Origin of the sequence: Bradyrhizobium zhanjiangense, assembly GCF_004114935.1 — a bacterium.
GTDB lineage: Bacteria > Pseudomonadota > Alphaproteobacteria > Rhizobiales > Xanthobacteraceae > Bradyrhizobium > Bradyrhizobium zhanjiangense.
On record NZ_CP022221.1, the window covers coordinates 8,352,559 to 8,365,437 of the forward strand.

The following is a 12,879-nucleotide window of genomic DNA, read 5'->3' on the forward strand; positions in this document are numbered from 1 at the left end:
AGGCTCCAGTGCCTTGCCCGATCGGTATCGACGTTCTACGAGGCGAGCAGCTCGATGTACCTGCCCCGCTGTTGGCATCGGTTTATAATACCTCCGACCACTTCTTGTAGATCAGCTCGATCTCTTTCTGCGCCCAGGCGACCGCTTCCTCTGGCGTCGCTTTGTCGGTCGCGGCCTTGGCCATCATGTCGACGATGATGAAATTGTCCGCGACCTCGTCCGATGCCGGTCCGGCCGGTCCCGGATAGCCATAAGTCGCGTGCCACTCATCAGCCGTCTCCAGCACCTGCAGCTTATCAGCCGGGTGCGAGGTCGGGTCGTTCGACAAGATCGGCATGGGCTTGGGCACGAGGTTCTCGAACAGCGGATGATTGTAGCCCGTGCTCGCCTCGAAGACGGCGACCCAATTGTCGGTCCAGTAGCGCAGGAACTCGATTGCCGTGTCCTTGCTGCGCGCGAAACGCCAGACTCCGTAGGAGTTGGGCGATCCACATGCCAACCGACGCACAGGTCCGGCCGGCGTCTTCCAGACGGAAATCTTGTCGGCTAATTCGGGGTTGGCCTTCTGTATCGACCGATATGCGGAGATCGGGTTGTGAATCCATGATCCCCGACCGGATGCCAATAACCGGTTATTGCTGGCATCGTCCCAGGACAGGACTTCCGGTTCCATGGCGTCCTTATAAATGGCGCGAACGAGCTTCACGACCTCAAGCGTCTCTTTGGAGTTGAGGGTGACGCGCTTGCCCGTCTCATCGCATTCAGAGGCGCCATAGCTCCACAGCATGCTGCGGTACGAGAGGTTCGGGTCGACGGAGTGCCCAAGCGAGATACCAATCGGGGTGCCCTTCGCTTTCAGCTTGGCGCCACCGACACGGATATCTTCCCAAGTATCGGGTTTCACACCGGTCTCGTCCCACAGATCCTTCCGGTAAAGGCCGGGGAACGAGATGTAGTAGGCCGGAAGCGCGCTCCAGACCTTCGTATCCTCGTTGTACCCGATCTGGCGACCAATCTGATGAACCTTGCCGTGCTTCTTCTCCACTTCGCTGACGAGACTGCTGAGATCGACGACATGTTTTTCGTACAAATGCGGGCCGCCCGATCCACTGAAGGCAAAAATGTCATGTCCGGCTCCCGCAGACACCTCGGCTGCGGCGCGCGCCGGTAATTCCAGATGCGGGATGTGATCAACGGTTACAGTAACACCGTTCTTCTTGCCCCACGCCGTTGCAAAACTATCGAACCATTTGTCGTACTGAGGCACGAAATGGCTCCACTGGAGGACCTTTAGCGTCTTGGTCTGTGCAAGAGCTGTAGACACAAATGGCGACGAAAGCGCCGGCGCCAGACCCGCAGTTCCAGCCGCGGCGCCCACCTGTTTCAAGAACCCGCGTCGTGTGACGGATGATGTGGAAATTTCTCGTTCTGACCGCATGTTTGTCTCCTCCTGACAAGTCGTCCTGGCAGCCACATTGCAACGTGGTGGCCGCTCGTGCAGGCTGCGCCAACAATGCCTTAGCCTGCTTGCTCGACTGCGGTGGGCGCCCATGTAAAAGCCTCGCCTCCCAGGTCGGCAGGCGCGCTCCAAAACTGGCATCCTGGTTGGTCCGGCCCCAGCTTGTCCAAAGACGGTTATTCGAGCTGCGATAGAATACGTCAATACCCGGGGCACACCCGTCATGGGCCAGCTCTGACCATAGCTCAACCGGGCCTGTGTCAGTCGGCGCGCTCCACCTTGGGCGCGAGCCAAGCCGAGGCTAGGGATAGGTAACTAGCGATGGGAGCTACAGCACCTGCGTAACCCATCGTTTGCCCCTAACAGCGGCAGGACGAGGTCACCCGGCAGTGCAAGTCGAAGTTATGGTACTCCTTCTTCCGCTCGGCCACAAATATTCCTCGTTCAGCACGGCCATCGAAGAGAATGGCGGACCTGCAAGGACACGCGCCGGACGAGATTGCTGCACCGCAGCCAACCCGTACGTGGCTTTGAAGTGACCGTGGCAGGAACGCCGAGGCCCGCGATCTCCTCGCTCCGATCTGCGGCGGGTCCACCGAGGGCTTCGGCATGCCCGACTTGAGGGAGACCAAAATCCTGCTCGACGCTGGCGCCACAAGCAGACTTGTGGTCGCGAGGCGCGGTAAGGAATGTCGGCTCCTGGTACTTCGGGACACGTCCGGGTGCTCGGAAAATGTCCGTTGGAGGAGACAGGAAAATATCGGCCCCGTCTCAATCGCTGTCATTTGACCTTACCGGATATCTGGCCCGATTAGCACTTGAGGCAGGATGTGAGCCATTTCTCACGCGTCTGGCAGTCGAAAAGTGCTAGTCTTGGGAGACAGCGCAAGGCCGGTTCTTACGGGACACATGCGACGACGGAAATTCGTCAGGCTGTTGGAAGGAGCGGTGACTGTTTAGCCGCTCGCTGCCTGCAGTCGGAGGAATAACGATGCAATTGCGAGCCTTTGGGCGTACGGGAATGCGGCTCTCGGTGCTGGGCTTCGGCTGCGGCGCAGTGGGCGGACTTATGGTACGCGGCGATCCTGCCGAGCAGGAGCGTACCATCGCGCGCGCGATCGCCGCTGGCGTGAACTACTTCGACACCGCGGTGCTGTACGGCAATGGAGAATCAGAAAAGAACCTTGGCCGCGTCTTGCAAAAGCTGAAACCTGCTAACGTGGCCGTCGGCACCAAGGTCCGGTTGCCGCCCAGCGAATTCGGTCGCATTGCCGACGCCGTAACGATGTCGCTCGAAGGTAGTCTGGAGCGACTACGTCTTGACCGGGTCGACATCTTTCACTTGCACAATCCGATTACCGAGAGAGGAGGTGGATTGGCGCTGAGCGTCCGACAAGTGCTCGGAGACGTGGTACCCGCCTTCGAGCGCCTGCGTCAGCAGGGAAAGACACGTTTCCTTGGGACTACCGCAGTAGGCGACACCGCGGCACTGCATCAAGTGACTGATTCGCGCGCCTTCGACAGCGCTCAAGTCGTCTACAACATGATCAACCCATCTGCCGCCGAGGAATTGCCGACGAACTATCCGGCCCAAGACTACGGACGACTATTCGACCACACCAAGGCGGCCGGCGTTGGAGTAGTGGGCATCCGCGTGCTGGCCGGCGGCGCACTATCGGGTTCAGCTGAGCGTCATCCGATCGCGGGTCCGGCGCCCGAGCCGATTGGTTCGGCTATGACTTACGATGCCGATGTCGTTCGCGCACGCCGTCTAATGCCGCTGGTAAATGAGGGGTTCGCCGCCACCTTGACCGAAGCCGCCACGCGTTTTGCGCTGTCTCACCCGGCGATGGGCACTATCTTGATCGGTATGGCGACGCCGCAACAGTTCGAGGAGGCACTCGCCGCGGTTCAAAAAGGTCCACTACCGCGAGCTGCATTCGACCGGCTGTGGGCACTATGGCAGGAATTCTCTGGTGAACCACGATGATCGCCCAGGTTGCCCACGCACGATTGCAGCTAGAAATCGGCAGCCTGCCGCCTCCAATCTAAGAAACGATGACTTCCGAGTTTGGCACGCTTGAGACATGCCGACGGACTCTGACAATGTGAGCTTATCGGGGAAGACCGGAATTGATCGGCACACGAGCAAATCGACACGAATGCCCCTACCAGGCCCCCGCGTGCGCCGCCTCTCGCACAACCTGCAATCAGCTTTCCGCGCCGGCCAATTTCTGCGCCGACGTGGGGTACTCGGCCCTTAAAGAGCAATCTGATTGCTGACGACTTTAGGTGCGATGAGTAGACCTGAATAATTGCTACGAGGAACTTTTGGTCTCCCTGGACGTCGTAAGTGACGCCACGAAGGCTTGGCACAGGAGGTGCCATGTCGAAGTTCGGTGTTGCAGTTGTTGCTGTCGCGTTGGTGACCGCTCTGTCGAGTGCCGCGGAAGCGCGCAGGCACCTTGGTCTCGGCCCACTTGGCGCGTTCACCAGCTTGTTTCCAGGCGGGTTTCTTGCTCGCCATCACGTGCATCACCGCCATGTGCGCGTGCATCAGATTGGGAAGCCTCCCGTCGAAAATGCGCCAGTTGCTTCGCAAAACGTCCCCGCTGCGACGAATGAGCGCTCTGGCGAGGAAAGGTTGGATATTGGCAGGCTGTTCACCGCCCCCGAGGCACGCCGGCAGGTCGCCACGAACGCCGCACTTGCGCTCTGGCATGGCGACCGTGATGCCACGGTCGGGTGGTGGTCTCACGGCCATGGCGGATATGGCTGGGTCGGGCCGCTGTTCTGGCCATTCGCCGACAATGATGTTTACGGCTACGTTGTCTTTGGTGATGGCATGGGCTTCTGGGACTACGGCTATCCCGACATCTATGCCGGACTCTTTGGGCCTTACAGCAGCGACGAACTGACGACCTATATCGCTCCGGACTCTCCTCGCCGAAGAGAAAGAAAGGTCCCGCCGCTGCAGCAGTTCTGCGGTGATGTCGCGCAGGAAATTGCTGGTCTCGCAATTGATCAGATAAATCGGGCAGTTCAGCCGACCGAGGGGCAACGTGCAGCGCTGGATCGCTTTGCCGTTGCGTCCAAGTCAGTTGCCCGGATCATTCAGGCATCTTGTCCGAAGCAGGTCGCATCGACGGCGCCGGCTCGATTGGCCTCGATGCAGCAACGCATTGCGGCCATCCTCCAGGGCGTGATATCGCTGGAACCGCCACTGCAGGATCTTTACGACCTGCTGAATGACGACCAGAAAAGACGGCTCAACGCACTCGCCAATGAGCAGTTCGAGGTGGCGTCCGCAAACGGCACCATCAGGGCATCAGCAAAGGTCTGCGACGCCTCTCCGCCGTTCGCGTTGCAATGGCCGACTGACGAGATTGACGCCAAGCTACATCCGAACGATGCCCAGCGCGAGGCACTTTGGAGGCTGCAGCGTGCGAGTGCCGAGGCTGTCGAAATCCTGAGCTATGAATGTCAGCCGAGAGATGCGATGACGCCATCGGATCGCCTTGCCGCAGTGGATCGTCGGCTTGATGCCTTGCAAAAAGCCATCAATCTGGTGAGCCTCACGATGGATGAATTCCACGCCACGCTTGACGATAAGCAGAAGTCTCAGTTCGAACTGATCGGGTCACAGCGAGCGTCGTGATGCCGTATTCCGAATTGCAGAACGCTCCCGACGAACGCGCTCATGTGAGCGCAGACCGCACCTCTGCAACGAACTGTCCGATATGTGCAATGGCTTGACGCGCTTCAGGTAACATCGGGACGAAGAGAAGACATGCGGCATGCGCGGCCAGATCTCCAGCCGGCTCTCCGCGTTCTGTATCTTCAACTTCTCCGCCATGCGCACGGCGTCGTCGCGAAGAATCTCGTCACTACCGACCTGGATCAGCACGGGGGGTAGTCCGGAAACGTCGCCGTAGAGGGGCGACGCATAGGGATTTTGCGGATCGGCGCCGGCGAGATAGCAATACACGAGGCTCGGAAGATCTCGGGCGTTGAGCATGGGATCCGACGGTGCATTCTCCGTCAGCGAAGCGCCGGTCAAGGCTAGATCTGTCCAGGGCGACATGGCAACAGCGGCGCACGGCAATGGAGTGCCCGCATCGCGCAGTCTTAACAACAGACAGAGAACAAGCCCTGCCCCCGCGGAATCTCCCATAACGAACAGTTCACGGGTCGCAGCCTTGCTGGCGAGCCAATCGTATGCAGTGACCGCATCATCGAGTGCCGCCGGAAAGGGATTTTCCGGTGCCAGCCGATATTCGAGAGCCCAAACATGCGCTTTCGTGGCGCTCGCGATGCGCCAGGTGAAATGCCGATAGATGCTACCGTTTCGCTACGGGAAGGCTTCGCGAATTTTCGGCTGCGCCTTTCAGCCCAGCTAACACGCTGATAAAACAACCGAATCATGGTAGCGGGGGTCCGCTACATCGCTAAACCCACTATTTCGGAGGCCCTGTTCTCTTACTGGAGAGCAGCCTAACTGGCTCAGCGGCGCTTTGATAGTCCGCCAAATGCCGCCCTTTGTGCGCGATCCAACTACGCCTTCGAAAGCTGCCGAGCAGGTTCAAAGCCTGATCAGCCAATGCCCATGATCGTCAACAACCCCATCAAGCGACTAGCCATTGGTCCCTGCATCGGCTCACGGGGCAGCGGGAGTGGATTGCGAGAGTCAAAGTGCCGCCACGATTGCAAAGCCGTGCTCCGCTGCCTCGAGAGCAACGGCGATGTCGGCCTCGGTATGGGCGGCGCAGAGGAACATGTTGTGCTTGGGATGGAAGTAGACGCCCCTTGCAAGCATCGCGCTGCAGAAGGCCGAACCTTTCCGGTAGTCTGGGTCCCCTTCAAACAAAAGGGTTGGCATTTGCACAGGCCCCGATTGACGGATTGAAAGACCGAACTGACGGGAACGCGTCTCGAGGCCATCACGCAGCGTTTGCCCGAGCTGCGCGAGGCGGCTCGGAATATCGTCCCTGCGCACGATCTTCAACGTCGCGACGGCAGCAGCCATGGCGACGGCGCCAGCCCAGAATGACCCCGTGACAAAGACCTGGGACGCGGCACGGCGCAGCCAATCGGCTCCGGTAACAGCCGCCAGGGCATGACCATTGGCGATCGCCTTGCTCCAGGCGGACAAGTCGGGCCGAACACCAAGCCCTTCCCAGCTACCCGCGGCATTCAGGCGGAAGCCGGCGCGAACTTCGTCGATGAGCAGCGCGGCCCCCTTGCTGTCACAGATGCGACGCGCCGCACGCGCGAACTCCACGGTGGGCAGTTCCTGGTCGAACCCGAGATCGTGGCGGAACGCCGAAATCAAAATCCCGGCAAGATCATCGCCCGCCGCCTTGGCCGCCGCCTCAAGACTCTCGACGTCGTTGAAAGTGAAGTATGCGAGATGGGCGCGATCCTCCGCGGTCACACCGAGAAGCGACGGTGAGCACCACGGCACGGCACCATGATAGGCCCCCTTGGCGACGAGGATCTTTCGTCGACCTGTTGCAGCCCTTGCGATCGTGACGCAAGTCGTCGTCGCGTCGGTGCCGTTCTTCTGAAACTGCGTCCAATCGGCATGGCCCACCATATCAACGACGAGCTCGGCCAACTCGACCATGACTTCGGCTGGACCATTGAGGCAGTCGCCGTCGCGCCGTTGACGCTCGGCGGCTTCCTCCACCTCGGGATGATGATGGCCAAGCAGATTAGGACCCCAGCTGCACATGAAGTCCACGTACCGGTGACCATCGACATCCCAGAGGACGCCGCCCTCGCCGCGGCTGAAGAATTGCGGATACGTATCCGGCAATCTGGCCGCGTGGAGATGACCCCACATCCCGCCTGGCACAACCTTTTCGGCCCGCGCGCGCAGGGCAGCATCCCTTGTCCTGATCAATCCCGGCATGCCTTCTTCCCTAGTTTGATATATCATATATTATGTTCTCGGTTACAAGGGAATTGTTGCTTTGCCGGCCCGGAGCCGTAGACCTCCTATCGAGGGCTGCGGTTCTTCCGAGCTGACGAATTTGGGTTTCGGGACGCGGTGTGAGCGGGCGGCGCGAACCTTCAAAGGCTCTGTCGCTGCACGAAGCGTGGGCGGTCAGCGCGCAAAGACATCCTATATTATATATAAAATGGATTCGAACCCGTATCGGCGAGGATTGCCGAAACGGCCCAGACCTTTCGGGGACCGAGAATGGCTGACGTTGAACAGAGGCATGGTGAGGGCGGTGTGGGCCCGGTCGCTCGCGACAGCCTGACAAGCCTGGTCTACAACAATCTGCGCCAGGCGCTGATGGAAGGCCGGTTTTGGCCGGGCCATCGCTTCAAGATTCGCGACCTTGCTGCGACCATGAACGTGTCGGAGACGCCCATTCGCGAAGCCCTGATGCAGCTCGTGCGCGGTCGTGCGCTCGAGATGCAGGCGGGACGCTCGATCATGGTCGCCCACATGACGGCCAAGCAGTATATCGAGCTCAGGACTGTCAGGCTGTTTCTCGAGGGACTTGCCGCCGAGCACGCAACCACGCGCATCTCGGAAGCCGAGATCGACAAGATGGAGGCCACTCACCGCGAGCTGATCAGCGCGGAGAAGGAAAACAGATGGTCCGACGCGGTTCGCGCCAACTGGCAATTCCACCGCGGTCTGTATGATAGATCGGGTCTTCCCGAAGTGCTCGCCATCCTTGACGATATCTGGATGCGCAACGGACCCTTGTTGAATTTCCATTACCCGCACGCCCCCCCGACGTATCCAAACGAACATCAGCACCTGTCCGTTCTTAAAAATCTGCGGCAGCGCCGACCGGATAAGGTTCGCGAGTCGATACAGGCGGACATGATGGAGGGCGGCCAGAATCTCGTCCGGTTGCTGGAGAAGCATGGCGGCACGCGCTTCATGACTCCAGAGGCGGCCATTGACGAAGACGTCGAGATTGAAGCGACGCAGACGCGTGCCGCACCACCTGCCAGAGCAGCACGCGCGAAATCTAAGCGTCGCTGAAAGTCGCTCACGCGGAGCGGGGCGCGGTGAAGCGATCGAGGATGTTGCGGGTGATCCGCTGTGTGAACGGATCGCCGCGCTTCAGCCCCATTACCCATTCGCAGGTCGCGGCTGTCAGCACCTCGCCCTTGCCGCGGGTCATGTGCACCATCATGCCGGAGCCGTATTTGTAGCGGGCCAGCCCCTCGGGCGTGACCTCGCCGGTGATGCATTCCACCAGGCCTTCGTGGTCGCTGCTGCGTACGTAGTAGCGGAAGCCCTCACCCTGCGGCTCGTCTTCGGCCAGGACGGCCGGCGCCATCGCCAGGATCTGAATGGTCTCGGGCTGCCCCTCGGCCGGGACCGGAAAAGGAAGACCATTGCGGAACGTGTAGTCCAGCCCGTCAACCTCGTAGGCGAAGATGTGCTGCTTGTCGCCGAAGATATCGGCATAGTGCAGCCCTGTGCCGGCAAACACCCAATGCTCGGGACGATAGACCGTAAAGCCTCTTTGGCCGTTCGGCGCGAAGCCGCCCCAGGACGCGTAGAGGCCGTGCGCACCGTTCACCCCCACCGTCGAGGCGCCGGGCCAACGGACGTTGCGATCTTCCCAGGCGGACGTCATCAGGCGCGCTCGGTCCGTGCCGACGATCGGATCCTTGTGGATGGCCTTGAACTTGTAGCAGACTTGGCGCTTGCCATTCTCCTCAAGCCGGATCTGCCACAGGAAGTTGGCGCCGAAGCGCGCGAGCCGCCCGCCGCCTTCCACATAGCGCTCGATCGCCTCGCGCATCTCCCATGTCCAGTACTCGTCATGGCCGATGATGGTTACACAAGGGTAGGCGTCGAGCAGCTCGGGCCGGTAGTGAAGATCGGTCTGAGTGATCATGTCGAGGGCGTAGCCTTCCTTCTGCGCCCAGAGCACGAAATGCCGGTCGAACTGGGCCCAGCCCGCTGCCGCGTAATACTGACCAAAGCCATTGGCGAAAGCCCACTCCTTCATCGGATAGCGCGGCGCGTCACCCATCTCGGGTGCAGGATCGGCGCAGATGCGCGGCGCGCCGGGGGGCAGCCAGACCACGCCGCGCGTCCATGGTCGCTGCAGCGACAACACCGGCGAGGGCCCGTCCCGGTTCGGACCTTCGACGCCGAAATAATGATTGGCACCGCCGAAATCATTGTAGGCGGTCCAGGTGCCCGTCGGCAGTATCATCAGAATCTTCGCGCGCCGCGTCTTCTCGGTGGGGCGAACGACGAAGAAATGATGCTGGACGAAGCGGGCCCCGTTCGCTCGCTCGCACGACGACACCACGCGATAGAAGCCCGAGCGCAGATCCGGCGGCAACTTCCAGCGATAAGCGACGGGCCAGTTGCAGCCATTGCGATAAGCATCGGACGGCGTGGCCGCGAATACGCCGTCAAGCGCGTCTATCTCATGCACCATCTCGGGCTCGAGATCATCGCGATAGATCTGCAACCGCCAGGCCTTTGCTGTTGCGGAGGAGCGAAAGACGACTTCGTCTCCCGGGTCGTAAGACACCGCGTCGGTATAGGTGTAGACCTCCGCCATGGCGGGATCGCCGCGCGGAGCTTCGTACCAGGGCTGGCTGCCCCAGTGCTCGTCCGCATGCATCGGGCGCGTCTTGCGGGGAGCGACGTTGAGGGATCCCAATTCCGGGGGTTGAAACTCGCGCTTGTCCGACATGACAGCCTCCCTGGTTCGAGAAAACCATCTCTGGCTGGCGACGAGATGGCTATTCGTGTTGGGCCGAAGTCCAGGCAGCCTGCTAGACTTTGGCGGGCATGACGAAAGGCCGTGGATCGAGAAACCGGTTCACGACGTTCAACGTGATAGTGCTGATGTTGTTGTCGTAGTTGTTGTGGCCTAACGACATGCCGTAGGTGATCGATCCCGTCGCAAAGACGGCGCCACCATTGGCGGTCTCGAAGAACACCATGTCGGCGCGCACCAGCGCGTTCTGCGTGCCGTCGAGTCCGTCGACCACGGTGCGAAACTCCTCCGGCGTGGGCAGCGCGCCCGCGCCCAATCCTTCGGACGTCGCGATCCGCAACGCATGCCGCGGAGTTCCGAGCTCGAGATCGTACCGGTCGATCTCACTGCCGACGGCACCGTTGTAGCGAAATCCAAAATCACCGAACCTCTCGTGACGGCCTGTGCCCTCGAAGATGAACGCGACGCGCGCATCCTCGCTTTCGGCGGTGCGCAAATAGTAGCCGCAGGTATCGTTGATCATGGCCGAGAACCCGACCCCGACAAGCTTTTGCGGCGCAAAGCCCGAATGCCGCCACAGCGAACCCGGCTCGCCGGTGCCGGCAAGATGCACTTCGCCCGGCTCCGATTCCCAGGTGCGCGTTCCGGCCATGCCGCGGCGGACCTCCAGCGCGGCGGGCGCGGCCGGATGAAAGCCGCAGCGCCAGTAGAATGCATTGCCTCCCATCGAGATGTGCCGCCCCCCGGCGTTCTGATGCGCCATGATCGCGTTCATCATGTTGAAGCTATAATACTCGGGATGGGTCGGCGTCATCATGACCCGGTAAGGGGCAAGCGCACGCGCGCCTTCCCGATCGAGCTCGACATCCGTGATCAGATCGTAGGCGATCCCCTTCTCCTCGAGCCAGTCGAGGATGTGGGTGTCGTTGACCAAATTGAACCAATAGCCGCGCGGACGCATGTTCAGGACCGGACGCAGCCAGGAGCTATACGCTCGCCCCGAGCCGTCGACATGGCAATCATAGGTCGACTGGCCGATCTCCGGGTTCTCCTGCATGAAGACGTCATCCTGCGGCAACCACAGAACGTGCTCCATCAGCGTCTCGAAGTGAACCTGATAGAGGCGCAACGCGCTGTTGGCATAAGCCAGGTATGTCGCGACCGAAGCGACCACGACGAGATCCACGCGCAGTGACGCCTTGCCAGGCGTCACGAAGAAGGTGACGTAGCTTTCGCAGTCGCGGTCAGGATTGTTGCGACCCGGGGTCAGCCGGAGCGCGTAGACGCCTGACCGCCAATGAGCCGGCACATCGAGCGTGCAGGTGGTCTGCCATTCGCAATCGTAGATATCGTCGCTGTGGAAATGAATCGCCGCATATTCCTGCGGCGACAGCCGCCAGTCGTGGACGGATCCAGACCAGTGAAAGCCGGTGACGCCCCTGCGGGGCAGCTGGCGGAGGACGCCATGCAGGCCGTTCGGCGAAAGATCCTTGATCGACGTTGATGAGATTCCATTCGAGAAATCCCAGAAGGCGACAAGCCCGGCATCGCTTGCGCCCGTCCGCTGCCGGCCGTCGAAGACACGCAACGCCTCCGCGTCCAACGGACGGGAAAAGACACGCGGCGCTTCGATCTTGCCGTCAAAGTGCGAGGTATATTGGCAATCGCCATTCAGATGATGGGCCGCGATCAGGAACGGCAGGCCGGAATCGAGCGCGGGCGCTTGTGGCAGAGCGAACGATTTCGAACAGGCAGCGGCCGGCCGAACGCCGTCAGCCGGAACGATCAGTGACAGCGACGCCGATCCCTGCGCAAGGTCAAGCGCGCACGATACGAACGCCCAGACGCGCGGGCGCAGCTTGACGTCGAGGGCAAAGCGGGCTGGCCTACCGCTCGCCTGGCCCAGCACCAGGACCAGATGCCCCTCCTCGTCGAGCTCTAGCGCAAAGCCGCGCGCAGAGCGCTCGCACCAATTTCCCATCACGGCCTTGGCATTATCAGCGATCCGCGTCGGATACACGTAGGCTCCGAAACACCAATGCCCGCCGGTCGGGACCAGTGCACCGTCGTGGTCAATGACGGCGTTGGATCCCGGGCGTATCGGTTGGTCGAGGCAGGCATGCTCACCGTCAATGGGGCTCGTCATCACCTCATATTTGAAGCCCGGGCCGTTGGTATCGACATCGCCGCAGCGCAGCCTGAGCACCTCGACCTTCACGCTTGGCCGCTTGCTGCTGAGCTGGAATCTGACGGACTCGCCTGCCGGGACGCTGATGCGATCCGGATAGCCGAGATACTCGTTGGTCCTATAGATCACCGGAAACCTCCGCAGGCAGCAGCGTTCCCGTCATTTCCTGCCAGCGCAGCTTGAAGACATGCCACTCCGCTTCAACGAGAGAGGTGAAGACGCGATCATCGACAAAAAGCATCGGATCGCCCCGACGCTTGGGGATACGTGACAGCCGCCAGGCCTTGCCGGGTTCGAGTACGATCAGGACCAGCCGCCCTTCCGGCCTGCCCCATCGCATCCGCGCCAGCAGCTTGCGCAGTTCCGGACTATGCACGCCGAGCGGACTTGCCCGGAACTCCTCCACGAGATCGAGCCTTTTGGGATCGATCACGTAGCGCAGCGCAGCAGGGTCACTGGTGTGATCCATGGTCGATCCTCTTGCAAGGGCGAATGGCGGGAGGGGTTGC

General features: G+C 61.0%; 8 protein-coding genes and 1 pseudogene. 3 read left to right on the forward strand and 6 right to left on the reverse strand.

The features are described from left to right. Positions 1–82: 82 nt before the first annotated feature. Positions 83–1,438 carry an ABC transporter substrate-binding protein gene (locus XH85_RS39875; RefSeq protein ID WP_164940482.1) on the reverse strand — a complete coding sequence of 452 codons (1,356 nt, stop codon included), beginning with the start codon at positions 1,436–1,438 and terminating at the stop codon, positions 83–85. A 1,012-nt stretch (positions 1,439–2,450) separates the two neighbouring features. On the opposite strand from XH85_RS39875, the gene XH85_RS39880 reads away from it, so the two are divergent. Both XH85_RS39880 and XH85_RS39885 read left to right on the forward strand, forming a co-directional pair. Further along, positions 2,451–3,449, forward strand: a complete 999-nt coding sequence (locus XH85_RS39880) for an aldo/keto reductase (RefSeq protein ID WP_128936310.1) — start codon at positions 2,451–2,453, stop codon at positions 3,447–3,449. A 396-nt stretch (positions 3,450–3,845) separates the two neighbouring features. Then, complete coding sequence (locus XH85_RS39885; RefSeq protein WP_128936311.1) at positions 3,846–5,117, forward strand: Spy/CpxP family protein refolding chaperone; 1,272 nt, start codon at positions 3,846–3,848, stop codon at positions 5,115–5,117. On the opposite strand, the gene XH85_RS39890 is transcribed toward XH85_RS39885, so the two are convergent. Together XH85_RS39890 and XH85_RS39895 are read right to left on the reverse strand one after the other, a co-directional pair. Next, positions 5,100–5,798 (reverse strand): alpha/beta hydrolase, encoded by a 699-nt coding sequence (locus XH85_RS39890; RefSeq protein WP_128936312.1) that lies wholly within the window; start codon positions 5,796–5,798, stop codon positions 5,100–5,102. The genes XH85_RS39885 and XH85_RS39890 overlap by 18 nt on opposite strands. A 348-nt stretch (positions 5,799–6,146) precedes the next feature. Next, positions 6,147–7,373: an aminotransferase class III-fold pyridoxal phosphate-dependent enzyme gene (locus XH85_RS39895; RefSeq protein WP_128936313.1), complete on the reverse strand. Its 1,227-nt coding sequence runs from the start codon at positions 7,371–7,373 to the stop codon at positions 6,147–6,149. 291 nt (positions 7,374–7,664) lie between these two features. Here XH85_RS39895 and XH85_RS39900 point away from each other — a divergent pair. Next, positions 7,665–8,381: pseudogene (locus XH85_RS39900) on the forward strand (GntR family transcriptional regulator); the annotation flags it as partial. Between the two features lie 97 nt (positions 8,382–8,478). Here the strand turns inward: XH85_RS39900 and XH85_RS39905 are convergent. The 3 genes from XH85_RS39905 to XH85_RS39915 form a co-directional block, all read right to left on the reverse strand. Beyond that, complete coding sequence (locus XH85_RS39905; protein ID WP_128936314.1) at positions 8,479–10,155, reverse strand: N,N-dimethylformamidase beta subunit family domain-containing protein; 1,677 nt, start codon at positions 10,153–10,155, stop codon at positions 8,479–8,481. Positions 10,156–10,237: 82 nt separating this feature from the next. After that, entirely contained in the window at positions 10,238–12,499 is a 2,262-nt protein-coding gene (locus tag XH85_RS39910) for a N,N-dimethylformamidase beta subunit family domain-containing protein (protein WP_128936315.1), read from the reverse strand. Next, entirely contained in the window at positions 12,489–12,839 is a 351-nt protein-coding gene (locus XH85_RS39915; RefSeq protein ID WP_128936316.1) for a N,N-dimethylformamidase alpha subunit family protein, read from the reverse strand. The genes XH85_RS39910 and XH85_RS39915 overlap by 11 nt, the downstream gene beginning before the upstream one ends. Positions 12,840–12,879: the final 40 nt, after the last annotated feature.

Coding starts and splice junctions, on each gene's coding strand:
- XH85_RS39905 (WP_128936314.1), bottom strand. CDS start 10,155: ATGTCGGACAAGCGCGAGTTTCAACCCCCGGAATTGGGATCCCTCAAC.
- XH85_RS39885 (WP_128936311.1), top strand. CDS start 3,846: ATGTCGAAGTTCGGTGTTGCAGTTGTTGCTGTCGCGTTGGTGACCGCT.
- XH85_RS39915 (WP_128936316.1), bottom strand. CDS start 12,839: ATGGATCACACCAGTGACCCTGCTGCGCTGCGCTACGTGATCGATCCC.
- XH85_RS39895 (WP_128936313.1), bottom strand. CDS start 7,373: ATGCCGGGATTGATCAGGACAAGGGATGCTGCCCTGCGCGCGCGGGCC.
- XH85_RS39880 (WP_128936310.1), top strand. CDS start 2,451: ATGCAATTGCGAGCCTTTGGGCGTACGGGAATGCGGCTCTCGGTGCTG.
- XH85_RS39875 (WP_164940482.1), bottom strand. CDS start 1,438: ATGCGGTCAGAACGAGAAATTTCCACATCATCCGTCACACGACGCGGG.